Genomic DNA, 23,602 nt, shown 5'->3' with positions numbered 1-23,602 from the left:
CAGGCTGGCCACAGCTCAGGCACTGAGCAGGCGTTCCAGTAGCCAGGCCGCGGCCGGGCCCAGTGTCCGGCCGCGGGACCAGACCACATCGACCGGTAGCTGCTTGGGCCAGCCGTTGACCTTCAGCTCATGCAGGCTGTCACCGCCGTGGCTCACCACCAGTTGGCGGGGCAAGGCAGCCCAGCCGAACCCCAGCACCGCCATTTCCAGCAGTAACAGATAATCTGGCGCCGACCAGCAGCGGCCGCCGCTGCCCGGCAGGTCGTCCAGTTCGCCGTGGTGATCGGCCAGGCTGCTCAGGCGCAACACGCGCCAGTGTGCCAGGTCTTCCAGGCGTACGCGGGCCAGCTGGCTCAGTGGGTGCCCCTTGACCACGAACAGCCCGAAATCCGCCGCATCCGCCAGGCTGGCGTGGGCCAACTCGGGTGGGTAGACCGCCCGCGCGGCGAGCAGGCCCAGGTGCGCACGGCCCTGGCCGACCAGCTCCAGCACGTCGGCGTGCTCGGCGAAGAAACACTCGAATTCCAGGTCCGGATAGCGTTCATCGAGCTCCGCCAGGCGCGCCTGATAGCGGCTAGCCTGGTACGCATCGGACAGCACCAGGGTCAGCTTGGGCTCCAGACCCGAGGCGAGTTGGCTGGCCTGACGTTGCAGGCGGTCGGAGGCGGCCAGCACGTCCTCGACATGGCTCAGCAGGCTGCCACCGGCTTCGGTCAGGGTCAGTTGGCGGGCACCGCGCTCGAACAGGGTGACATCCAGCTCCATTTCCAGCCGGGAGACCGCCTCGCTGATGGTCGACTGGCTTTTGCCCAGGCGCCGGGCGGCGGCGCTGAACGAGCCGGTCGCGGCGGCCTGTGCGAAGGCGTGGAGTGATTCGGGAGATAAGTTCATATCGGTTAAGCCGATGGCAGTTAACTTTGGTCTGGCAGTTTTGCCGATGATAATAGCGCCATCACCATCCCCTTGGGAGCCTGACATGAGTCAATCCAACGCCGTCGCGGTGCGCTCCATGAAAGAGCGCGTGCTGCACGCCACTCTATTCGAACTGATCGCGCTGTTTATCTGTGCACCCGTACTGGCCTGGGCGCTGGACAAACCGTTGGCGCATACCAGTGTGCTGACCCTGATGTTCTCGGCGGTGGCCATGCTGTGGAACATGATCTTCAACGTGCTGTTCGATGCAGCGCAGCGACGCATGGGCTTCAAGCGTGGGCTGTGGGCGCGAATTAGCCATTCCGTGCTGTTCGAGGGCGGTCTGGTGCTGGTGCTGGTGCCGCTGGCGGCCTGGTGGCTGTCGGTCAGCCTGGTCACTGCTTTCCTGATGGATATCGGCCTGATCCTGTTCTTTCTGCCGTATGCCTTTCTCTACAACCTGGCCTACGACAAGCTGCGCGAACGCTATGTCGACCGCCGCCAGGCTCGCACCCTGGCATGCTCCTGAGACGCGAGCGCATGGAACCGTCAGGCCCGACCGACTTGTGGGCGCCTGGCGGCTCCCTCTAAGCTGCGCGGTTTTCAGGCACTCGAAGAGTCGGCATGCCCACGCAAAGCATCATCGTTCCGCGCATCTCCAGCTTTCCCGGTCACGAGCGCAAGGCCCAGCAGATTCTGCGCTGGTTGGCCAAGCGCGATATCGTCGAGGCGCTGCCGACCACTTGTGGGCGCAGCGGCATGGCCTACGCCATTGCGCCGGGGGCGAGCAGGGTGGTGGAGTCTGCCGAGCGGCTGCCGTTCGGTCTGCCGATCAACGGGCTGGAAGTCATCTACCGGCGCTGCATCTATACGCCCACCGACGATTTTCTCGAGGAAGCCGGTTGCCCCGAGTGCCGGCAGGAAATTGGCGAGGCGCTGTTCGAAAGCCTGGATGAATGGATGCCCGGCGAAACCGACAACTTCACCTGCCCACTGTGTGGACATGAAGACGACATCAACGGCTTTCTGTTCCTGCAGCCCTGCGCGTTTTCCAACCTTGGCTTCATCTTCAATGGCTGGACGCAAGCGCGCTTCACGGCAGGCTTTCTCGAAGAGTTTGCCGAGCGACTGGGCTATCCGGTTGCGGTGGTTGAAGCGTGAAAGCGACGCGGACGCGACATCGATTGGGACGCCGCCGGGTAAAGGGGAGCTCTTCCTTGAGCCTGAGAGTATTCAGGCTGCACGAATGGGCTTCGGTTCCCCGTTCGCCGAGAATCATTTCCGTTAATCGCCGAACGGTCGATCATCATTCTTTACATTGAGTGACAAGGGCTGACTCGGTATAATGGCGCGCTTCCAATTTTCCCGCCTGGGAGCCCCCGCCATGCTGCGTATCAGTCAAGAAGCCCTTACCTTCGACGACGTTCTTCTCATTCCCGGTTTCTCCGACGTTCTGCCGAAGGACGTAAGCCTCAAGACTCGCCTTACCCGCGGCATCGAGCTGAATATCCCGCTGCTTTCCGCGGCCATGGATACCGTCACCGAAGCCCGCCTGGCCATCGCCATGGCGCAGGAAGGTGGCATCGGCATCATCCACAAGAACATGACCATCGACCAGCAGGCTGCCGAGGTTCGCAAGGTCAAGAAGTTCGAATCCGGCGTGGTCAAGGACCCGATCACCATCGAGGCCGACGCCACCGTGCGTGATCTGTTCGAGCTGACCCGCCAGAACAACATCTCCGGCGTGCCGGTGCTGAGCAACGGCGACCTGGTGGGTATTGTCACCTCCCGCGACGTACGTTTCGAGACCCGTCTGGATGCCACCGTCCGTGAAGTGATGACGCCCAAAGAGCGCCTCGTCACCGTCAAGGAAGGCGCCGCCAAGGACGCCGTTCGCGAAGTGCTGCACAAGCACCGTATCGAGAAAGTGCTGATCGTCGACGATGCCTTCAACCTCAAGGGCATGATGACCGTCAAGGACATCGAAAAGGCCAAGGCCTACCCGCTGGCCAGCAAGGATGACCAGGGTCGTCTGCGCGTTGGTGCAGCGGTCGGTACCGGCGCCGACACCGGTGACCGTGTTGCCGCCCTGGCCAATGCCGGCGTTGACGTGATCATCGTTGATACCGCCCACGGCCACTCCAAGGGCGTGATCGAGCGCGTGCGCTGGGTCAAACAGAACTTCCCGGAGATCCAGGTGATCGGCGGCAACATCGCCACCGGCGCTGCCGCTCTGGCCCTGGCCGAAGCTGGCGCTGACGCGGTCAAGGTCGGCATTGGCCCAGGCTCGATCTGCACCACCCGTATTGTTGCCGGTGTTGGCGTGCCACAAATCTCCGCCGTAGCCAATGTCGCCGCCGCACTGGAGGGTACCGGTATCCCGCTGATTGCTGACGGCGGCATCCGTTTCTCTGGTGACCTGTCCAAGGCCATCGTTGCTGGCGCCTCCGCCGTGATGATCGGCTCCATGCTGGCCGGCACCGAAGAAGCGCCGGGCGAGATCGAACTGTTCCAGGGGCGTTCCTACAAGGCCTACCGTGGCATGGGTTCGCTGGGCGCAATGTCCCAGGCCCAGGGTTCTTCGGATCGCTACTTCCAGGATTCCTCGGCCGGTGCCGAGAAGCTGGTGCCGGAAGGCATCGAAGGCCGTGTGGCCTATAAAGGCGCCATGGGCTCCATCGTTCATCAGCTGATGGGCGGCCTGCGTGCCTCCATGGGTTACACCGGTTGCGCGACCATCGACGAGATGCGCACCAAGCCCGAGTTCGTGCGTATCACTGGTGCCGGCATGGCCGAATCCCACGTCCACGACGTGCAGATCACTAAAGAGGCCCCGAACTACCGCGTAGGCTGAAAAATCGATTTGACGCTGCTGCGCTTGAGCATGCTGCGTTGGAGAGAAGCTCGAAATGCTCATTTGCTCCAGCAAACTCCGCTTTCTCGCTTCTCTCCGCCTTGCCTGCTCATCGCTCGCGACGCGGCAAATCGATTTTTGAACTGTATTAAGAACGGGGCTGTATCGACAGCCCCGCGTTGTTTCTGCTTCCACTGACGAGAACAGAGTCATGGCCCTCGACATTCACGCTCACCGTATCCTGATCCTCGACTTCGGTTCCCAGTACACCCAGCTGATCGCCCGCCGCGTGCGCGAGATCGGCGTGTTCTGCGAACTGCATCCCTGGGACATGTCCGACGAGGACATCCGTGCCTTCGCCCCGCGCGGCATCATTCTCGCCGGCGGCCCGGAATCGGTTCACGAAGCCAACAGCCCGCGCGCGCGCCAGGCCGTGTTCGACCTCGGCGTACCGCTGCTGGGCATCTGCTACGGCATGCAGACCATGGCCGAGCAACTGGGCGGCAAGGTCGAAGGTTCCGATCTGCGCGAATTCGGTTATGCCCGCGTCGATGTGGTCGGCAAGAGCAAACTGCTCGACGGCATCGAAGACCATGTCGATGCCGACGGCGTGCTGGGCCTGGACGTGTGGATGAGCCACGGCGACAAGGTCACCCAACTGCCGGGCCAGTTCAACGTGCTGGCCAGCACCCCGAGCTGCCCGATCGCCGGCATGTTCGACGACGCCCGCGGTTACTACGGCGTGCAGTTCCACCCGGAAGTGACCCATACCAAGCAGGGCGGTCGCATCCTGTCGCGTTTCGTGGAAGAGATCTGCGGCTGCGAAGCCCTGTGGACGCCGTCCAACATTGTCGAAGACGCCATCGCCCAGGTGCGTGAGCAGGTCGGCGATGCCAACGTGCTGCTGGGCCTGTCCGGCGGTGTCGACAGCTCCGTGGTCGCCGCGCTGCTGCACAAGGCCATCGGCGATCAGCTGACCTGCGTATTCGTCGACAACGGCCTGCTGCGCCTACACGAAGGCGATCAGGTGATGGCCATGTTCAAGGAGAACATGGGCGTCAAGGTGATCCGCGCCGACGCCGAGAAGCAGTTCCTCGACAACCTGGCCGGCGAAGCCGACCCGGAGAAGAAGCGCAAGATCATCGGCCGCACCTTCATCGACGTGTTCGATGCCGAGGCCAGCAAGCTGCCGAACATCAAGTTCCTCGCCCAGGGCACCATCTACCCGGACGTGATCGAATCGGCTGGCGCCAAGAGTGGCAAGGCCCACGTGATCAAGTCACACCACAACGTCGGCGGCCTGCCGGAGGAAATGAACCTCAAGCTGGTCGAGCCACTGCGTGAACTGTTCAAGGACGAAGTGCGCAAGATCGGCCTGGAACTGGGTCTGCCCTACGACATGGTCTACCGCCACCCATTCCCGGGCCCGGGGCTGGGCGTGCGCATCCTCGGCGAAGTGAAGAAGGAGTACGCCGACATCCTGCGCCGCGCCGACCACATCTTCATCGAAGAGCTGCGCAAAGCCGACTGGTACCACAAGACCAGCCAAGCCTTCGTGGTATTCCAGCCGGTCAAATCGGTGGGCGTGGTCGGTGACGGCCGTCGCTACGCCTGGGTCGTCGCCCTGCGCGCGGTGGAAACCGTGGACTTCATGACTGCCCGCTGGGCGCACCTGCCCTACGAGCTGCTGGAAACCGTCAGCGGCCGGATCATCAACGAAATCGACGGCATCTCCCGCGTCACCTACGACGTGTCGAGCAAGCCGCCAGCGACTATCGAGTGGGAGTGATCCCGCGTCCGGCGTAAGTCGGTAGTCAGTGGTCAGGAAAACCAAAAGCCCGCGTAATTGCGGGCTTTTGGTTTTTGGGGGGGCTGGCAAGTCCAGATAGCGTGCTGCATCGCCAAGCGTGGTAGGGGGCGTGAGCTACGGCAAGCCATCGCGATGATTGGCCAGTGCCTTGAAGGCATTGCAGAGAGAGCCTGTGGATACAGAGGATCAGGGCTCAGCTGTGTAGCGACATATAGGACAGCAAACGGTCGTTTTCCTTTTTCACCACGGCATAGCATTCGCAGCTCATTTGTTCGAGCTGCTTGCGGTTGAGCACCGTGATGTGGCCGCGGCTGTATTCGATCACGCCTTGGCGCTGCAGTTTGCCGGCGGCTTCGGTAACGCCTTCGCGGCGTACGCCGAGCATGTTGGCAATCAATTCCTGGGTCATGGTCAGTTGGTTACCGGGCAGGCGATCGAGTGACAACAACAGCCAGCGGCATAGCTGCTGGTCAATCGAATGATGGCGGTTACACACCGCGGTCTGCGACATCTGGGTGATCAGGGCCTGGGTGTAGCGCAGCATCAGCACCAGAAGCTCGCCATGGCGATTGAATTCTTCCTTCAGGCGCGGTGCCGGCAGGCGATAGGCATAGCCACCACTTTGCACCACCGCACGGCTTGGGGTGCTCTCACCGCCCATGAATAGCGAGATGCCCACCAGCCCTTCGTTACCGACCACGGCAATTTCCCCGCAGGCACCATTTTCCATGACATTGAGCAGGGAGACGATGGAATCGGTGGGGAAATACACATGACGCACGGATTCCCCGGACTCATAGAGCACTTGCCCGAGCGGCAGGGAGACGTGCTCCAGGTGTGAAAAGAGCCTCTGCTGGACTTCGCCAGGCAAAGCAGCCAACAAGTGGTTCTGCTGCGGCATGTAGTCGTCGGGCATGGAATCCCTTGGCAATTTATTCTAATGAACCCTTCACTATACACTTCGCAAACGCCTGGCTCGGTTCGTTGCCGCACATAGTCGTCCAGGTGCCTTGCCGCAGGCTGTCGATGCTGATCAGATCCTGGCCCCTGTCGAACAAGCGCTGATAACACTTGAGCTGGTTTGGTGAGGCGTGAACGTGGGTGATGGTCGCCGAGTCGTCCGGGCGGACGTCGCGACGAGTGACCCGGATGATGTTGCCCGAACTCTGTGCGACGACGAAGTAGGCAGCGAGCATGGCGATCTCCTGGGCAGGTTGCCGGTCAGGTAGTGCGGTGCCGCTCGAAGAAACTCACGACCTGCTTGCGTGCTTCATCGTGCGTCATGTCGCAGCGGCTGTGGACCAGCGTGGTGAGCTTGTCCAGATCGCCGCCAGACTTGAGCAGTTCGTTGCGCGTGAGTTCGTGCCAGATGATATGCGCCGGCCCTACCAACCGCTTCCATTTCCCTTCGATGATCGTGCTCAATGGTCTGTCCATGGTCGTTCCTCGTGCCTTATCGCGTTAGGGGCCTGCTGTGAGTGTCCATCCAGCGCCCGTCGTGTGCCAGGATCTGGTCTGGCCATTGAATCTCCACCCGATGCTCCACGCCGTCATCGATCAAGGTAATGCTGTCGCCCTGCAGCAGTGTGCCATCCAGGTGCACGGTCGCATCGCCTGACGCCTTACAAAACAGGACGATTCGGTAGGTCGCGGAGCCAAAGCGGTAGCGCAGGCTGAATCCGCGCCAGCCCGCCGGCAGTACCGGCTGCATGCGCAACTGCGTACCGCTGCGCTGCAGACCGAGCAGTGACTCGACGATCAGCCGGTACATCCAACCGGCCGAGCCGGTGTACCAGCTCCACCCGCCACGGCCTTCATGCGGCGGCATGCCGTAGACATCGGCGGCCACCACATAGGGCTCGACCTTGTAAGTGGCGATGGTTACGGCGCTGTTGCCGTGGCTGACCGGGTTGATCAGGTGCAGCAGCTCCCACGCCCGGGCGCTGTCGCCCAGTTCGGCGAAGGCCATGCTTGCCCACACCGCCGCGTGGGTGTACTGGCCGCCATTCTCGCGCACGCCGGGCACATAGCCCTTGATGTAGCCGGGGTCGAGCACGCCTTGGTCGAACGGTGGCGCAAGCAGCTGTACCAGGCCGATGTCGCGGCGCAGCAGATGCCGTTCCAGTGAGTCCATGGCAGTGCGTCGGCGCCCGTCGGGAGCCGCGCCGGAAAGCACCGACCAGCTCTGGGCGATGGAGTCGATGCGGCACTCGTCGTTGCCCGTCGAGCCCAAAGGCGTGCCATCGTCGAAATAGGCGCGGCGATACCAGTCGCCATCCCAGGCGTGGGCGTCGAGGCTCAGCCTCAAGGCATCGGCCTGTTCGTCGCAGCGCCTGGCGAACTCGGCGTCACCGTTGAGCAATGCGGTGGTGGCGAAGCGACGCAGCACGTCGTAGCCGAAGAAACCCAGCCACACGCTTTCGCCTTTGCCCCCTTCGCCGACGCGGTTCATTCCGTCATTCCAATCGGCATGGCCCATCAGCGGCAGGCCGTGAGCGCCCCGTGCCAGGCTGTGTTCGATGGCCCTGACGCAATGCTGGTAAAGGGTTTCGCGCAGGGGAGAATGGTTCGGCAGGTCGTAATAGGATTCCTCGCCGCTGTTTAGCAAGCGGCCTTCCAGGTAACCCACGGTTTCCGCGAGCACACTGTGATCGCCGCTGACCTGCACATAGCGGCTGGTCGCCTGGGCCAGCCACAGGTAGTCGTCGGAGCAGCCGGTACGCACACCACGATCCAGCGGCGGGTGCCACCAATGCTGCACATCACCCTCGACGAACTGGTGGGCGGCGCACAGCAGCAGGTGCTGACGAACCGCAGCCGGATCGGCATGCAGCATGGCCATGCTGTCCTGCAATTGATCACGAAAGCCGAAGGCGCCGCCGGACTGGTAATAACCGCTGCGAGCCCAGAAGCGGCAGGCGATTACCTGATACATCAGCCAGCCATTGACCAGCACATCCACGGCCGGCTCCGGGGTTTCGATCTGAACCTTGCCCAAGGTGTCCTGCCAATGGTCGCGTACGCGCTCCAGCTCGGCCTTGGCGACTTTGCTGCCGCGCATGCGCTGCACCAGACGCGAGGCGGTCCTGGCATCCTGCGCAGCCCCCAGTCGGAAGGTCACGCTGCGTTGCTCGTCGGCAGCCAGCTGCAGATCGACGCGCAACGCAGCGCACGGGTCGAGCCCCGGCCCGCTGCGCCCTGACAGGTGCGGCTGCGCCATGGCTGCAGGAGCGCTCAGGTTGCCGTTACGGCCGATGAAATCGCAGCGGCCGGCGGTGCTGCTGGCCAGCGGTGCATCGACATCGAAGAAAGCCACACGGCCAGGGAATTCGATGGAGTAGGCATTGCGCGCGAACAGTGCACCACTGTTCGGATCAGCCTCGCTGACCACATGCATGGCCGATTTTTCCCGCAGATCACCCAGTACCCAGGCCACGTAGCCGGTGACCGACAGGCGCCGTGCTCGGCCGGAGACATTGTGGATTTTCAGGTGCGAGAACTTGACCGGCTCGTGCAGCGATATGTAGACCCACAGCTCGCTGCGAATCCCGTCTTCCTCGTGTTCGAAGACGCTGTAGCCGAAACCGTGGCGCGTGACGTAAGCGCCTTTACCGGGGCGTGGCAGTAGCGTTGGCGACCAGTAATGGCCGCTGTCTTCGTCGCGCAGGTAGATGGCCTCGTCACCCGGGTCGCTGACCGGATCGTTACGCCACGGTGTAAGGCGGAATTCGTGGGCGTTTTCATGCCAGGTATAGGCGCTGCCACTCTCTGAAATCACGCTGCCGAAGTTCGGGTTGGCCAGCACGTTGACCCAGGGTGCAGGCGTAGGCTGACCGGATTGGCAGTGGATGACGTACTCCTTGCCGTCGGCGCTGAAACCACCATGAGGGTTGCTGAGAATCAGCGACGAATCAGCCACTGCAACCGCTACGGCCGGTACCGGCCTGGGCAGCAGGCTGGCATCGAAGGCGGGCAGTGCGGGTTCTGCCCGGCGTCGATGAACCTGCTCGGCAAGGCTGCCGCGCTCGTCGCTGAGCACCAGGTGGGCTACGGCCAGCATTAGCACGCGGTCTTCGTTGGAAAGTTGCTGGGCGGGGCGCACAAAAATGCCGCCAGGCCTGTCCAGCAAATGCGCCTCGCTGCCCGAGGCGACCAGGCCCATGATCACGTCCTGCAGATCCTGGCGGTAACCGGCCTGGTCTTCGTTCCAGATCACCAGGTCGACGATCATGCCCTTGTGCCGCCAATAGGCGTGGGCCTGTACCAGTTGGCGCACCAGGTCGATATGCGCGGTCGCGGAAATCTGCAGCAGCACGATGGGCCGGTCGCCGGAAATCGCCTGGCCCCACAGGCCGCTCTGGTTGCGCTGGTTGGCCGCCAGAACGCTTGGAGCAGCGCGCAGCGAAGGGTTGGTATAGATGATCGACGCAGCCATCTGCTCGAACAGGCGGGCATCGGCATGGGAGGTGTTGAGTTGGCGCAGCAGCACCTGGCTGTGGGTCCAGGCCAGGTCGAAGACACGGTCGGCCAGGTGCCGATCACGGTACTTGTTGATCAGCTGCAGGCAACCGTCACGGCTGTCACTGACGCCTGTTACCAGGTCGATGGTGGCGGTCTGGCCTGGATCCAGGGTGATCCGACAGCGGATCGCCACGATGGGGTCGAGTACCGCCCCGGCCGTGCCGGACAGCGTCTCGGTGTCCATCGCCGCAGGGTGTGTCAGGTTGCGCCCGCGACCGATAAAGCGGGCCCGGTCGGTTTCATAGGAGATCGCCGTGATGTCCACCTCATGCGCCGCCAGCAGATGGCAGAGCCACGGCACCTTCTCTTCGCTGGAACGGGGCCGCCGGCTGCACAGGATCGCCTGCAATGGAGTGAGCAATTCACTCTGTACGAACAGTTTGCTGAAGGCAGGATGCAGGGCGTCGTTGAGGGCCGGAGCCAGGACCACCTCTGCGTAGCTGGTGAGTTCCAGGGTGCGACGCTGCGCACCTCGGTTGCTGATATGCAGGCGCCGCAGTTCGATGTCGTCCTCAGGGGAAACGACGATCTCGGTGTGGGCATCGAAGTCCCGTTCTCGCACGCGAAATTCGGCTCGGGCGTCGGTGAAGATCGCTTCGAAGCTTTGTGTCGCACGCAAGGTCGGCTGGTGCGCCGAGGACCAGAAATCACCGCTGTCGACGTCACGCAGGTAGCAGAAGGTACCGGTGTTGTCGCAGGTAATGTCCTCGTGCCAACGGGTGACCGCCATATCGTCGCACCGGCTGTAGCCACCGCCGGCATTGCTGATCATCACGTGGTAACGGCCGTTGGAAAGCAGTTGCACGGCCGGATGCCGGCGCCCCGGATCGGTGTAGACCCGCAGCTTGTTCTCGTTGACCCGGGCGACCTTGCCTTCCAGCGACGCATTGGCGGTGTGCAGGTACTGCGCGGCGCTTTTCGGCACCCGCTCCTGCAGCAGCAGGGCGGTGGCCTGGAATTGCGGATCGGCCTCGAAGCGGCGTTGCATAGGGCGACCCTGCAGCACATGGGTCAGCGACAGCAGGCTCATGCCCTGATGGTGGGCCATGAAGGACTGAATAACGGTCGCGCTCTGCCCCGGTGGCAGTCGGGCGCTGGTGAAGTCGATGGCTTCGTACAGACCGTATCGGCCTGCCATGCCCATGTCGGCCAGGCGCTGGAGATTCTTGCAGGCCGCCTCGGGGGCGACCATCAGGGCCAATACCGAAGCATAAGGCGCCATCACCACGTCTTCGCCAAGCCCGCGTTTGAGACCCAGGCCGGGCACGCCGAAGGCTCGGTACTGATAGTTCAGTTGTGCGTCCAGGGTGCTGTAGCCGGACTCGGATACGCCCCACGGCAGGCCCAGTTGCTGGCCGTATTCGATCTGCCGCGCGACCGCGGCGCGACAGGTCTGGTCGAGCAGGGTGTCGGCATAGCTGGGCATGACCAACATCGGCATCAGGTACTCGAACATCGAGCCGGTCCAGGACAACAGCACGGGAACCCCGCCATTGCTGGTCAACAAACGGCCCAGGGTGAACCAGCTGTCCTGAGGCAGCTGCCCTTGGGCGATGACCGCGTAATTGGTCAGCCGCGCTTCCGAGGCCAGTAGGTCGTAGTAGGCGCTGTCGAGACGCTGGTCATCGACGTTGTAACCAATGGCCAGCAGTTCGCGTTGCGCGTCGTACAGGAAGGTGAAGTCCATGTCCGCCAGCTCGGCCGCCAGATCCGCCAGGCGCAGCGCCGTGGCGATGCGTTCGCTGGCGTGGGCGATCACAGCGCGTACCTGGGCCTGCTCGGCAGTCGGCCATTGCGCTGCATCGAGCTGCGCCAGCTCATGCCAGCTGCCCGAGGCTGGAGGGTCGCCGGGCAGGGTCAGGCAAGCCAGTTCGTCATGCAGATCCTGGCAATGGGCGAGCAGTGCCTGGCGCCAGTAATCGGCCTCGACAGCCGCTGACAGAGTGGATCGCAGCCCCTGGGCCAGAGCGATCAGGCGCTGCAGGACGGCGCTGATATCAGACAGGCTCTCGGCTTCGAGAGCCGGTGCCGGGGCAAGTTCGCTGAAGGCTTCATCGAGCAAGTGCTCGTCCAGGCCGCCGGCCAGCAGTGCTTCATGCAGCACGCCAAGGCTGTCGGCCACGCCTCGGCGCCAGTTCGCGCTGAGCAATGCTGCGTTCGGCAACTCGTACAGGCCTGGCCGCAACGTCAGTAGCAGGCCGGCCAGGTTGCCGCTGTCTACGGTGGAAACGTAGCGTGGCGGCAGCGGTTGCAGCGTCTGGGTGTCGTACCAGTTGTAGAAGTGGCGGCGATGGCGCTCCAGCCGCGACATGCTGGTCAGGGCGTTATCCAGCCGCGCGAGCAGGCGGCCGCCACTGAGATAGGCGAAGTCGTGAGCGGCCAGGTGCGACAGCAACGCCATGCCCATGTTGGTCGGCGATGTTCGGTGGGCGGTCACCGCCGTTGGCCGCTCCTGAATGTTGTCCGGTGGCAGCCAGTTGTCCGCAGGGCCCACATGATCGTCGAAGAAGGCCCAGGTCCTGCGCGCCAGGCGACGTAGAAACTGCTGATCCTCGAGCGATGGTGCATAGGCGACATAGACCGCCGTCCTGCTCAGCCAGAAGGCGATGGCAGGCGCCAGCAGCCAGGCCAGCAGGAAGGGCATGGCGATGGCCAGCACCACGGGCTGACCAGACAGCAGTACGGCGGCGGCGACCGCCAGCAGCGGCGCGACCCACATCAGCCGGTACAAGCCCGGCAGGTCGTTGCGACTGCTGCGCTCCACTTCTCGCGAAGGGTTCCATTGCAGCAGGCGGCGCTGGCTGATCGTCATGCGCCACAGGGTACGAGCGATCGCATCCAGGCTGCTGAAGGCTTCGAAGGGCAGCCACGCCAAAGTCAGCAACGCACGAGTGAAGTCCTGGGCCGCATCGCGAAGGGTGACCTTCAGGTGCTGACCGAGGTTGATGTCGTGGGCTTTGTGCAGCAACGCCAACAGGGTACTGATCAGTGGCTGAGCGATGATCAGCAGGAACACACCCAGGCTCCACAGCAGTGGCTGGGTGGTGGCGAACCAGCCCCACAGCAGCATGTACAGAAAGGCCGCCGGCTCCAGGCTGCGGCGCAGGTTATCGACGATCTTCCAGCAGGCCAGATCGGTCAGACGGTTGCGCTCCAGGCCGCCGCCGGATTTCGGTGTCCAGGGCATCAGCCAGGGCAACAGCTGCCAGTCTCCGCGAATCCAGCGATGCCGGCGCTTGGCATTGGCGCTGTAGCGCGCCGGGTGTTCCTCGTACAGCTGTACGTCGCTGATCAGCCCAGAGCGGGCGTAACAGCCCTCGATCAGGTCGTGACTGAGAATGCAGTTGTCGGGAAAGCAGCCCTGCAGCGCCTGCTCGAAAGCGTCCACGGCGTAGATACCCTTGCCGATGAATGAGCCGTTGCCGAACAGATCCTGGTACACGTCGGATACAGAACGGGTGTAAGGGTCCACCCCCGCATCGCTGCCAAACAGTTGCGCGTAAGTGGAGCGGGCGATGCTCGGCAGGCTGATGCCCACCCGCGGTTGCAGGATGGCATACCCACTGACAATGCGATTGTGCTGCGGGTCGAAGCGTGCCTGGTTGAGCGGGTGGCAGATGGCGCCGAGGAGCTGCCGAGCCACATCGCGTGGCAGCTGGGTGTCAGTGTCCAGCGCGATGACGTATTCGATCCTCGGCAGCGCGTCGATATCGCCGACGATCAGGGAAAACCGCTCGTGGCCATGACCTCGCAACAGGGCATTGAGCTCGGCGATCTTGCCACGTTTGCGCTCATGGCCCATCCAGCGTTGCTCGGTGGCGTTCCAGCGTCGTGGCCGATGCAGCAGGAAGAAGCGCGACGCAGCCGTTTCGGGGTATTTCAGGTTGAGCGCTGCGACCGCCAGGCTGGCTTGTTGCAGCAGGGGCGCATCGCCGTCTAGCACCTCGCTCTGGGCATCCATGAAATCGGTGAGCAGGGCGAAATGCAGGTTGGCATCACGGTTGGCGAGAAACCGTATCTCCAGGCCGTCCACCAGCTCTTCAACATCCTGAGCGCTGCCGATCAGCGTCGGCACTACCACCAGCGTACGCGCTTGGGGGGGAATGCCGGCGCTGTAATCGAGGCGCGGCAGGATGTCTGCTGGCAGGCTGAGGGTGACCAGACGGTTGACCAACGCGATGGCCAGGTGGCTGGTCATCACCAGCGTCGGCACGCTGAGTAGCAGCAATGCCCATGGGCCCCAGCCGTCGGCGCGCAGCATGCTGTAGAAGGGCCAGGCCAGCAGAACGCTGAGCGCCACCACTGGCGTCATGAAAAACGCCAGCGGCGACTTGCGCAGCACGCGCCGGCAGCGCTCGGCTGGGGATCGCCGCGCGCCCAGTTGTTGCTCCAGATCGACCAGCCCGGGGCCCAACAGGTAGAAGCCAACGTGGCGCTTCAGCGGGTCTTCATCCGCTGCCTTATGGCACAGGGCGACGGCCGCCCGGGCGATCTCGACCTGCGAGTATCGGCAACAGCGCGCCAGACGCTCGACGACGTGGCGGTAATGGTCGCGGGTGGCGAAATCCATGCTGGGATAGACCGCAGACGGGTCTTCGCCAAGGGCGTGCTCGACGCCGCTCATGAGTTCGACGAACTCGCGCCAGTCCAGCGAAGAGAGCAGGCGCAGGCTGTTGATGCTGTTGCTGATCGACACTTGCTCTGTCGCTTGCAGCTGAGCGTCGAGGTGAATCAACCGCTCGACGCTCTGCCCGGATTCGGCCAGAGCCTGCTCGACCCAGGTCATCGGCAGTATCAGTGCTGTGCTTTGGCCTTGCAGGCGCCGCGCCAACTCGGCCACGAAAGCACTGGTCATCGGTGGCGCAGAGCGCGCCAGGTCGGCAACCAGCAGCACCACATCCTTGGCGTCGAGCTCAGCGGTTGAAACCAGCCGGTCTGCCCAGTCGTTGGCCAGGCTGCGGTCGCTCCAGCTGGCCATCACCCGGGACGCGACCCGCCGCAGGTTCTCGATCAGTGCCAAACGCAGCATGATGGGAATGCCCCATAGCTCGCCCAGCGTCAGCGGTGTGATCACTTGGTAGGCCGCTACGAAACGGCTCAGACTGTCGCTATCGACCCGGCCATCGCCATGGGCGATGGTTTCCAGGGCAATGTCGTAAACCCGTGGCAAGGTCCGTGAAGGCCCATCATCCAGGCCAGGTAGCTCGCGGCAGTAGCCTTTGGGCAGATGTTTCTGCGCCGTACGAATCTGCTCTTCGACTAGATAGAAGTTGTCCAGCAACCATTCCGCAGCAGGTGTCGCCCGCTGGTTGGAGAGCGCTGCCACGCTCATCGCCTGGCAACTGCTGGCCAGTACCGCAGCGTTTTCGGATAGACGGTGAAGAAGGGCGTCGGAGGTGGGGGCGGGGCTAAGGTGATGCTGTTGGGCCAGATGGGCACCGTGGGTAGCCATCTGTTCTGCACTGAACAGTTCCGCGCGCAGGGCCGGCTCGTACTCGAAGGTGCGTGGTGTGGGCTGCCATAACCGTTGGATTGCTCTAAGCCATTGCCTATCCATGTTTTCCTTGGGGTGCAACCTGGGGTGCGGGCAACGCTGCAGCGATAACAATCAAGCAAGTGCAGCGGGCGCCCGAAATAGGAGTGTGGCCACAACGAGTGTGAAATCCTTGCAGGAGAGCGTCTGTCTGCTGGCGCACATAGCATCAGATCTGCCACTGTGGTTGCCTCAGCCACCCTCTACTTACTCGTGCTTGTATCGGTGTCTCCAGCTGCAGGGCACCGGGTTTAACCTGCGCCTGCCCAGGCAGCGGCGTAGCGGGTTGTGCGGATCCACAAGCGACCTGGGTGCCGGGCTGTTAAGCGTGTAGCCGAGCCATAAGGCAACGCCCGCTATCGGAGCCGGGCGTGCGATGGTGCTGGAGGTGCCGTTGTCGGCTCGAATCTACGTCTGCCTGGTATCCATTCCGGCCTTGTTGCCATCGAAATCCTCGGGTTCCACGGGCGGTGCTTCGTCTGGTAGCGAGGCGGGCTCGCTTTCGGTGCCGGTGCCCGGATCCAGGTCATCGTCGTGCTCATTGCCGTGCTCTCTGCCTGGCTGCTGGGCCAGGGGCCGTCTAATCACGCTCACCGAGCCCTGTGTGGGATTTACGGCTGCAGATGCTTGGGGCGCGACATAGCCTGGGTTGCCCTGGTAGTGGGGCGTCCCATCTTTCAGATTCATGACTTTCATGACGGTGTACCTCTAGGTAGGCCAAAGAGTTGGCCTACTTCATCCGAACGGGGGCCAGGGTACGAGGTTCATGTTCAAAGATGACCGCTGGGCGGATCGTGCCGCGGCAGGCTTAGCGGCCTACTGAGTACTGCTATGGCACGATAGTTATGGGGGCGGCCGGGATTGCATGAACCAAGGTGCACAGCTGAATCAGGCAGTGTTGCCGGGGTAGGCGCGCAAGTAGCGCCGTGCCTTGGCCTCGGGTCAAACCGCCTGTGCCTTGGCCAGTTTTTCGCCTTCAAGCCAGGCACCGATTTCGCAGGCCGGCATGGGTTTGGCGAACAGGTAGCCCTGAGCCCAGGCGCAGCCGAGGGTTTTCAGGGCGTCGAGTTCGTCGGTGGTTTCCACGCCTTCGACGATGCATTCCAGCTGCATGTCCTGGCTCAGGGCAACCAGCGATTTGACGATTTTGAAACTGGCCGGGTCGAGATGGATGTCGGTGACGAAGGTTCGATCCACCTTGAGCTTGGTCAGCGACAGCGCGTGGATGTGGCTCAGGCTGGAATAGCCGGTGCCGAAGTCGTCCAGAGAGATGCCGCAATCCAGTTCGCGCAACCGGCTGATGGTCCGCTGGGTTTGCGGCAGGTCCTGGATGGCCGCGGTTTCGGTGATTTCCAGATCGAGACAGGCAGCGGGGAAGCGGCTGCCCCTGATCAGCTCGACGATCTGCTGAGCGGCGTCCTCCGAGCCACAGTCGTGGGCGGACAGGTTGAAGGACAGGCGCATGCCCGCGGGCCAGTTCGCCGCGGCCGCCAGCGCTTTGCGCAGCAAGGGCAGCGTGAGGCGATTGACCAGGCCAGCACGCTCGGCAATCGGGATGAACTCACAGGGCGGCACGCTTCCTAGCTCCGGGCTTTGCCAGCGTGCCAGTGCCTCGAAGGCGACGGTTTGCCCGGTCTGGATATCCACGATGGGCTGGAACACCACATAAAACTCGCGATCCAGATCGGCCCTGCGCAGGGCCTGCTCGGTCAGCCCTTCGCGATTTAGCTGCTGGCGATGGTCGGCGCTGAACAGGCAGACCGTGCCCGGGCGATGGCGCTTGCTCTGATACAGGGCATAGTCGGCATATTCATACACTTGCATGGCGCTGGACGCCTGGTCCGGGAAGGTCGCGATGCCCAGTGACCCACTGATCTGAATCGGGATATCTACCAGCAGGAACGGCTCGCGCAGGCTGGCGCAGATTTTCTCGCCAAAGGCCTGCAGCTGGTCGTCGCTCATGACTCGCGTGATGATCAGGGCAAACTCGTCGCCGCCCAGGCGGGCCAGGTGCACACCGTCGTCGAGTAGCCCGGCCAGGCGCTGGCCAACTTGATAGAGCAGCCTGTCGCCCACGCTATGGCCATACAGGTCGTTGACCGGCTTGAAGCCGTCCAGGTCGATCAGCCCCACGGCGAGGCGAGTCTGCTGTTCACTGGCATGTGACAGCTGCGTGTCTAAGCGAGAAAAGAACTGCCGGCGGTTGGCCAGCCCGGTCAGGCTGTCCTGATTGGCCAGGTGCAGATTTTCCTCGCTGAGTTTGGCCGTATGTGCCTGCATGTTCACCAGCCGGGTGAAGTCGGCGTACTGGGCCTTGAGGATGATCAGCATGGCGATGGACACCAGCAGCACGTCGATCGCCGTAGCCACGAAGGTGATGATGTTGGTGGAGGCAAAGAACACCACGAATGCGGTGTTCACCACGGCGGTGATGGCCAGGGCGGCTGGCAGCAGGTGCATCATGCAGAAGATGCAGCCGATGACGGTGATCGCCATATAGAAGGCGACATGGGCCTGGGTATAGCCGTCACCGTAGGGAAACAGTGCCAGCGACCAGGCGGTGAATGCCACGGCCACGAAGGGAGCGAGTATGTTGGTGCGTTTGAGCGCCGTCAGCATGTGCTCCGGGCTACGCTCCAGCTTGCGCGTGCGTATCCACTCCACCGCACGAACCACGCCGAACAGCGTCATGAGCAGTGGGCAGTAGACCACCAGCCAGCGTGGCGCGACTGCATAGTGAGTGCCGGCCAGCATCAGGGTGTTGACCAGCAGGATGAAATACATCATCGGCAATTGGCGGGCCAGCGCAATGTATTGCGCCTTGACCAGGCCGGGGTTGTCCTTGGGCACGGACATCAATGCTCTTATTGCGAGCAGTGTTTTCTTCATCGGGCGATGCTCTGAAAATACAACCAGTTAAATAACCGAACGGATTGTCCTTTCCAGTCGTTACAACGCAGGGCCAAACACTGCTTTCGTGGGGTTGTATCGGCCGGTACTCGGATTACTGCAATCTTATGAGTAGTGGCACTTTGATTTCGTTCCGTCCGCTGGTCGCAATAGCGATCAGCGAGGCAGGTGCCGACCACGTAGCCTTGAGCTGGAAGGGAGGCCGAGTTGACCGATAACGTTGGTGGCTACGCCTACCTGGGCACCGAGTTACTGCGCGGCGTGTTGCGGGTATGCGGTGGCGCGGCTCATGACGCCATATGATCGAGGGGGCAGGCAGGTCACCCCAAAAAAAACACCCGTCTTCGCACCGCAGCTATTAAGTGGATGCACTTCTCGTCTGGGCGTTTTTGCGCTACCTGCGCGCTTTTCTGGTCCGATATCACGTCGTCAGGCAAGACCGCATTCACAATGCATCCCGCCTTTTCATTTGTCAGTTGTTATCCGGAGCGTCAGCCGAAAACATGTGCGGAAATTAGTTTTGAAATTTCCACTATCGCCGTTTTGCCGGTGAATTCGAATTTCACTTTGCCGAGTGCCGAAAAATAGATTTCCAGCTCCGAGTCCAGGTCGAAGGTGCCGGAAGTCTCGATCGAATAGGCGACGATGTTCTTGTAGGGCAGGGAGGTGAAGTCCTTCTTGCTGCCGGTAAGACCTTGCACGTTCACGGCGATGATGCGCTTGTTGGTGAACACCACGCCGTCGCGCATGGATTTGTAGGAATCGATGACCTGTTCATTTTCAAGTAACAGGGCGCTGACGCGTTGGGCGTATTCGTCGTTCTGCTTGAGTTTGAAAAAGCCTTTGTTATTGAAATCGATCATCCGTGGAACTCTCCATGACGGCGGTGGCTAGCCTGGCTAGAAGACCGCTACGGCGAAGATTTGGCAAGCGGCATAGCGGCCGAACGCGCTGGGCTTAATGGCTTCGCTCGACCATCCCCAGAATGATCGCCTGCAGCTCACCCTCTGCCTGTTCTGCGCTGATGTCGCCGGCCACGGCAGCGTCGCTGAGCGAGTCGGCGGCGCCGAGCATGGCCCACAGGCTGGCGACTGAAAGACCGCCTGCGTCGCAGAAGGGCGCCAGGATAGCTGCGCACTTTTCGATCAGCGCATGCTGGTACTGCTTCTTCACCGCGGCTAATTCCGGCGAGCCGGTGAGGGCGGCCACCACATCGGAGATCTCGCGGCCCTGGGTGAGTACGCAGTGCACATAGCTCGAGGCGATGACGCGGCTCTTGTCCGCCAGGGTCGGGGCTGCGGCTTCGATGGCAGCATCGAAGATCCGCGTTTGACGCTCGTCATAATCCTGATAGAGCGCGGCCAGCAGCCCATTACGCGTGCCGAAATGGTCGTAGACCACTGGCTTGGTGACACCTGCGGCCTCGGCCAGTCGGCCCAACGTCAGGGCGTCGGTGCCCTCGTTACCGATCAGCTGCCACGCCACCTCGAGCAACTGACGCGTGCGCTCCTCCCGTGGCAGGCGTCGACGTGGCGATTGGTTGGGCTGCGGGCTCATCGATACTCCGGGGTGGTTCAGAACGGCTCGGCGAACAGCTTACGGCCTATCGCCTGCGCCGTCTGCAGATGTGCCTCGGGGAAGCCGGGGGCCGAGGCCATCAGGAAGTGCGACGACGCGACCGGGGCGCCGCAGTAATCGAAGATGCCGTGTTCGATCTGCGTCTTCATCGCTTCTGCGTAAGCATGGCGCGTGAAGGTGCCGGCGTCCGCACCGCCGATGGCCACCAGGTGGACGGGCAGGCGCTGCAGCTTCTTCACCACCTTGCCGTTCTCGGCTTCCTCGTAGGCCCAGCCATTGGTGAATACCCGGTCGATCCAACCCTTGAGCTGAGCCGGGAAGGACCACCAGTAGATCGGATAGACCAGCACCAGGGCGTCGGCCCGTTCGAGGCGGGCCTGCTCGGCGGCGACATCTGCCGGCACCGGGCCGCGTTTCTGGAACAGGGCGACATCCGCTTGGCTGTAAGTCGGGTCGAAGCCTTCGGCGGCCAGGTCGGCCAGCTCCACCGAGTGGGTGGGCGCGGAATGGCGTACACCATTGGCGAGCTGGGTGGCGATGGCGTGAGTGAGCGAGTGCGGATCCGGGTGGGTGAAAACGATCAGGGCGTGCATCGGCGTTACCTCCAGTAGGTTTACCTACTATTGGTAACTTACTTTTGGTAGGTTGTCGAGCGGGCACAGGATCAGCGGTTCAGCTGCGAGCAAACATTACTTGAGAATCAGCCGCAGTTGGCACGTATAATCACCCGTAACTTTTTGTGTCCGCCATCGCCTGGCGGGCCCCGTTGGGCCACCCGCGCGGCTTTGCGAGCTGCGCGTGGATTTTGTGAGGAAAGGGTCAATGTCTGCTCATCGAGTAACGGGTCTGGCACGCGCGATCGCCGCGGGTGTGTTGTCTTCCCTGCTGTTCGCCACCGGTGTGCAGGCTGACGAGGCGGTAACCCTGACGCTGTACAACGGCCAGCACGAGGCCACCGGCAAAGCCGTGGCGGCGGCGTTCGAGAAGAAGACCGGCATCAAGGTGCTGATCCGCAAGGGCGGCGGTGGCCAGCTGGCCAATCAGATCGCCGAAGAAGGCGACCGCTCACCGGCCGACATCGTTTACACCGAAGAAGCGCCGCCGTTGATCAAACTCGGCAGCCAGGGCCTGCTGGCCAAGGTCGATGACAGCACCCTCAAGCAGATCGACGCCAAGTTTTCCGATGACAACGGCAACTGGATCGGTATCACTTCGCGCGTGCGTGTGCTGGCCTACAACCCGGATCTGGTCACCGAAGCCGAGCTGCCCAAGAGCGTGCTGGAAGTGGCCAGCCCGGAGTGGGCCGGCAAGATCGCCTTCGTGCCGAGCAGTGGCGAGTTCCTCGGCCAGACCGCCGCGGTCATCCGCCTCAACGGCCGCGAAGCCGCCGAAGAATGGCTGACCGGTCTCAAGGCCTTCGGCTCCACCTACACCAACAACGTGATCGCCATGAAGGCCGTGGAGAACGGTGAGGTCGGCGCGGCGCTGGTCAACAGCTATTACTGGACGGCGCTGAAGAAAGAGAAGGGCGAGCTGAAATCCAAGCTGCATTACTTCGCCGACGGCGATGCCGGTGGCCTGTCGAGCGTTTCCGGGGCTGCCGTGGTCAAGGCCAGCAAGCACCCGAAGGAGGCGCAACAGTTCCTCGCCTTCATGATCAGCGAGGAGGGCCAGAAGGCCGTGCTCACCCAGTCCGCCGAATACCCGGTCAACCCCAAGGTGCCGGCCGACCCGCTGCTCAAGCCCTATGACCAGCTCAAGCCGCCGGCCATCACCGCCGCGCAGATCGGCCTGGCTGAGGATGCCCTGGAGCTGCAACGCGAAGTGGGTATGAACTGATCATGCAGCCCCAGGCGGTCAACCCGGAGCTGCCGCTGCCGGCACCGACCATCAGCAGCCGGCGTCGCAAGGCGCCGCCGATCTGGCTGCAGTTGCCGGTGCTGGCGCTATTGCTGGTCGCGGCGCTGCCGCTGTTCTTCGTGGTGGTGCGCGCCGCGCAGGTTGGCCCGCACGAAGCCTTCGCGCTGTTGTGGCGGCCGTTCGTGTTCGGCTTGTTGGCCAACACCCTGAAGTTGATGGTGCTGGTGACCCTCGGCTGCGCGGTGATTGGCCTGGCGCTGGCCTGGCTGGTGGAGCGCAGCGACCTGCGCTGGCGCCGCCAATGGAACGTGCTGCTGTGCTTGCCGTTCGCCATACCCTCGTTCGTCAGCGGTTTTACCTGGGTGTCGATCAGCCCGCTGTTCGAGGGCCTGGGTGGCACCGTGCTGGTGATGATCCTGTCCAAATATCCGCTGATCTATCTGCCGGTGGTGGCGGTGCTGCGCAACCTGGACCCGGCCATGGAGGAGTCGGCGCGCATGCTCGGCTGTAGCCGCCGCGAGGTGTTCTGGCGTGTCACCCTGCCGCTGTTGCGTCCGGTGCTGATGGCTACCAGCCTGCTGGTGGCGGTGCACATGCTGGTGGAGTTCGGCGCGCCGTCGATCATGCGTTACCAGACCTTCACCACCGCCATCTATCAACAGTTCGAGCTGGAGTTCAGCGGCAGCAACGCGGCCATGTTATCGGCCTTGCTGCTGGGGCTGTGCATGCTGCTGCTGTGGGGTGAATTCCGCCTGCGCGGGCGCGGCTACGCGCGGACCGGCCAGGGTGTGGCGCGCAGCGCCGCCCGGCTGCGCCTGGGGCGCTGGGGCATCCTGGCGCAAGCGCTGCTGCTGGTGCTGGTGGTGGTTGGCTGCGGTGTGCCGCTGGTGATGCTGGGTTTCTGGATCGTCGAAGGCAGCTCGGCCAGCTTCCCGGTCGCGGAGGTCGTCGCAACGCTGTGGTCGTCGCTGCGCTATTCCTTCGGCGGCGCCTTGTTCAGTTGCCTGCTGGCGCTGCCGGTGTGCCTGGTGGTGGTGCGCTATTACGGGCGCATGGCGACCCTGGCCGATCGCCTGCCGTATCTGTTGCACGCCTTGCCGGGTTTGGTGATCGCCCTGTCGCTGGTGTTCTTCGCCCTCGGCTACGTGCCGGCGTTGTACCAGACCAGCATCCTGTTGCTGGTGGCCTATGCATTGCTGTTCATGCCCATGGCCCAGGGGCCGATCCGGGTCGCCCTGGAAAAGGCCTCGCCGCAGCTCGAAGAGGCGGCGCGCACCCTGGGGCACACGCCGCTCGCGACCTTTCTGCGAGTGACCCTGCCGATCATCTCACCGGCCATTGGCGCCGGCTTCGTGCTGGTGTTTCTCGACTGCATGAAAGAGCTGACCGCCACGCTGATTCTCGGCCCCACCGGCCTGGAAACCCTGGCCACCAAGGTCTGGTCGCACACCGGTAATCTGGAGTACGCCGGTGCCGCGCCTTATGCCGCGTTGATCGTGCTGGTGTCGGGGTTGCCGGTGTATTTGTTGACGACGCGGGCTTATCGCCGCTCTTGAATGCGGGTAGGAAGTGATGTCGCGGTATCGCGGCTTAACGCCCCCGCGTTCAAGGTGTATCGTGCGCA

The 23,602-nt window shown here is 63.0% G+C and carries 16 protein-coding genes; 6 read left to right on the top strand and 10 right to left on the bottom strand.

The genetic code is table 11. The annotated features are described in order from the left end of the window. Nucleotides 1-15: 15 nt before the first annotated feature. Entirely contained in the window at nucleotides 16-891 is an 876-nt protein-coding gene (locus FB481_RS17385) for a LysR family transcriptional regulator (protein WP_093503496.1), read from the bottom strand. A gap of 85 nt (nucleotides 892-976) precedes the next feature. Here FB481_RS17385 and FB481_RS17380 point away from each other — a divergent pair, with 85 nt between their 5' ends. The 4 genes from FB481_RS17380 (at nucleotide 977) to guaA (ending at nucleotide 5,555) form a co-directional block, all read left to right on the top strand. Next, a complete protein-coding gene (locus tag FB481_RS17380) occupies nucleotides 977-1,441 on the top strand; it encodes a multidrug/biocide efflux PACE transporter (protein ID WP_147177169.1) in 465 nt (154 codons plus the stop codon). A gap of 95 nt (nucleotides 1,442-1,536) precedes the next feature. Then, nucleotides 1,537-2,073, top strand: coding sequence for a sugar ABC transporter ATPase (locus FB481_RS17375; protein ID WP_147177168.1), 537 nt, complete (start codon nucleotides 1,537-1,539; stop codon nucleotides 2,071-2,073). Nucleotides 2,074-2,296: 223 nt separating this feature from the next. After that, nucleotides 2,297-3,766, top strand: a complete 1,470-nt coding sequence (gene guaB / locus FB481_RS17370; RefSeq protein WP_093502559.1) for an IMP dehydrogenase — start codon at nucleotides 2,297-2,299, stop codon at nucleotides 3,764-3,766. Nucleotides 3,767-3,977: 211 nt separating this feature from the next. After that, nucleotides 3,978-5,555 carry a glutamine-hydrolyzing GMP synthase gene (gene guaA, locus FB481_RS17365; protein ID WP_147177167.1) on the top strand — a complete coding sequence of 526 codons (1,578 nt, stop codon included), beginning with the start codon at nucleotides 3,978-3,980 and terminating at the stop codon, nucleotides 5,553-5,555. A 214-nt stretch (nucleotides 5,556-5,769) separates the two neighbouring features. Here the strand turns inward: guaA and FB481_RS17360 are convergent, their stop codons facing one another. The 9 genes from FB481_RS17360 to FB481_RS17320 all read right to left on the bottom strand — a co-directional run bounded on the left by FB481_RS17360 (nucleotide 5,770) and on the right by FB481_RS17320 (nucleotide 20,711). Beyond that, nucleotides 5,770-6,492 carry a Crp/Fnr family transcriptional regulator gene (locus FB481_RS17360; RefSeq protein WP_027910096.1) on the bottom strand — a complete coding sequence of 241 codons (723 nt, stop codon included), beginning with the start codon at nucleotides 6,490-6,492 and terminating at the stop codon, nucleotides 5,770-5,772. Nucleotides 6,493-6,508: 16 nt separating this feature from the next. Next, nucleotides 6,509-6,772, bottom strand: a complete 264-nt coding sequence (locus FB481_RS17355; protein ID WP_147177166.1) for a hypothetical protein — start codon at nucleotides 6,770-6,772, stop codon at nucleotides 6,509-6,511. Nucleotides 6,773-6,797: 25 nt separating this feature from the next. After that, on the bottom strand, nucleotides 6,798-7,013 hold the full coding sequence (locus tag FB481_RS17350; RefSeq protein ID WP_027910094.1) for a CsbD family protein: 216 nt from the start codon (nucleotides 7,011-7,013) through the stop codon (nucleotides 6,798-6,800). Nucleotides 7,014-7,029: 16 nt separating this feature from the next. Next, the gene (locus FB481_RS17345; RefSeq protein ID WP_372239576.1) at nucleotides 7,030-15,654 is read right to left on the bottom strand and encodes a GH36-type glycosyl hydrolase domain-containing protein; all 8,625 of its coding nucleotides are present in this window, start codon (nucleotides 15,652-15,654) and stop codon (nucleotides 7,030-7,032) included. Between the two features lie 384 nt (nucleotides 15,655-16,038). Continuing rightward, complete coding sequence (locus FB481_RS17340) at nucleotides 16,039-16,326, bottom strand: hypothetical protein (protein WP_027910093.1); 288 nt, start codon at nucleotides 16,324-16,326, stop codon at nucleotides 16,039-16,041. Nucleotides 16,327-16,572: 246 nt separating this feature from the next. Beyond that, the gene (locus FB481_RS17335) at nucleotides 16,573-18,519 is read right to left on the bottom strand and encodes a bifunctional diguanylate cyclase/phosphodiesterase (protein ID WP_093502571.1); all 1,947 of its coding nucleotides are present in this window, start codon (nucleotides 18,517-18,519) and stop codon (nucleotides 16,573-16,575) included. A 512-nt stretch (nucleotides 18,520-19,031) separates the two neighbouring features. Beyond that, entirely contained in the window at nucleotides 19,032-19,403 is a 372-nt protein-coding gene (locus FB481_RS17330) for a PH domain-containing protein (protein WP_147177164.1), read from the bottom strand. A 94-nt stretch (nucleotides 19,404-19,497) separates the two neighbouring features. Then, complete coding sequence (locus FB481_RS17325; RefSeq protein ID WP_093502575.1) at nucleotides 19,498-20,097, bottom strand: TetR/AcrR family transcriptional regulator; 600 nt, start codon at nucleotides 20,095-20,097, stop codon at nucleotides 19,498-19,500. A 17-nt stretch (nucleotides 20,098-20,114) separates the two neighbouring features. After that, the gene (locus FB481_RS17320; RefSeq protein ID WP_147177163.1) at nucleotides 20,115-20,711 is read right to left on the bottom strand and encodes an NAD(P)H-dependent oxidoreductase; all 597 of its coding nucleotides are present in this window, start codon (nucleotides 20,709-20,711) and stop codon (nucleotides 20,115-20,117) included. Between the two features lie 229 nt (nucleotides 20,712-20,940). Here FB481_RS17320 and FB481_RS17315 point away from each other — a divergent pair, with 229 nt between their 5' ends. Both FB481_RS17315 and FB481_RS17310 read left to right on the top strand, forming a co-directional pair. Beyond that, nucleotides 20,941-21,957 carry an extracellular solute-binding protein gene (locus FB481_RS17315; RefSeq protein ID WP_093502579.1) on the top strand — a complete coding sequence of 339 codons (1,017 nt, stop codon included), beginning with the start codon at nucleotides 20,941-20,943 and terminating at the stop codon, nucleotides 21,955-21,957. 2 nt (nucleotides 21,958-21,959) lie between these two features. After that, on the top strand, nucleotides 21,960-23,534 hold the full coding sequence (locus FB481_RS17310; protein ID WP_147177162.1) for an iron ABC transporter permease: 1,575 nt from the start codon (nucleotides 21,960-21,962) through the stop codon (nucleotides 23,532-23,534). The last annotated feature ends 68 nt before the right edge of the window (nucleotides 23,535-23,602 follow it).

Source organism: Pseudomonas sp. AG1028 (assembly GCF_007993955.1).
Lineage (GTDB): Bacteria > Pseudomonadota > Gammaproteobacteria > Pseudomonadales > Pseudomonadaceae > Aquipseudomonas > Aquipseudomonas straminea.
Note: the sequence above shows the minus strand (reverse complement) of the source record. Positions and strands in the feature narration are given on the sequence as shown.

Excerpts from the sequence above, each read along its gene's own strand:
- FB481_RS17355 (WP_147177166.1), bottom strand. The coding sequence starts at position 6,772 with ATGCTCGCTGCCTACTTCGTCGTCGCACAGAGTTCGGGCAACATCATC.
- FB481_RS17330 (WP_147177164.1), bottom strand. The coding sequence starts at position 19,403 with ATGATCGATTTCAATAACAAAGGCTTTTTCAAACTCAAGCAGAACGAC.
- FB481_RS17310 (WP_147177162.1), top strand. The coding sequence starts at position 21,960 with ATGCAGCCCCAGGCGGTCAACCCGGAGCTGCCGCTGCCGGCACCGACC.
- FB481_RS17315 (WP_093502579.1), top strand. The coding sequence starts at position 20,941 with ATGTCTGCTCATCGAGTAACGGGTCTGGCACGCGCGATCGCCGCGGGT.
- FB481_RS17380 (WP_147177169.1), top strand. The coding sequence starts at position 977 with ATGAGTCAATCCAACGCCGTCGCGGTGCGCTCCATGAAAGAGCGCGTG.
- FB481_RS17385 (WP_093503496.1), bottom strand. The coding sequence starts at position 891 with ATGAACTTATCTCCCGAATCACTCCACGCCTTCGCACAGGCCGCCGCG.
- guaB (WP_093502559.1), top strand. The coding sequence starts at position 2,297 with ATGCTGCGTATCAGTCAAGAAGCCCTTACCTTCGACGACGTTCTTCTC.
- FB481_RS17340 (WP_027910093.1), bottom strand. The coding sequence starts at position 16,326 with ATGAAAGTCATGAATCTGAAAGATGGGACGCCCCACTACCAGGGCAAC.
- FB481_RS17350 (WP_027910094.1), bottom strand. The coding sequence starts at position 7,013 with ATGGACAGACCATTGAGCACGATCATCGAAGGGAAATGGAAGCGGTTG.
- guaA (WP_147177167.1), top strand. The coding sequence starts at position 3,978 with ATGGCCCTCGACATTCACGCTCACCGTATCCTGATCCTCGACTTCGGT.
- FB481_RS17375 (WP_147177168.1), top strand. The coding sequence starts at position 1,537 with ATGCCCACGCAAAGCATCATCGTTCCGCGCATCTCCAGCTTTCCCGGT.
- FB481_RS17325 (WP_093502575.1), bottom strand. The coding sequence starts at position 20,097 with ATGAGCCCGCAGCCCAACCAATCGCCACGTCGACGCCTGCCACGGGAG.
- FB481_RS17345 (WP_372239576.1), bottom strand. The coding sequence starts at position 15,654 with ATGGATAGGCAATGGCTTAGAGCAATCCAACGGTTATGGCAGCCCACA.
- FB481_RS17335 (WP_093502571.1), bottom strand. The coding sequence starts at position 18,519 with ATGAAGAAAACACTGCTCGCAATAAGAGCATTGATGTCCGTGCCCAAG.
- FB481_RS17360 (WP_027910096.1), bottom strand. The coding sequence starts at position 6,492 with ATGCCCGACGACTACATGCCGCAGCAGAACCACTTGTTGGCTGCTTTG.
- FB481_RS17320 (WP_147177163.1), bottom strand. The coding sequence starts at position 20,711 with ATGCACGCCCTGATCGTTTTCACCCACCCGGATCCGCACTCGCTCACT.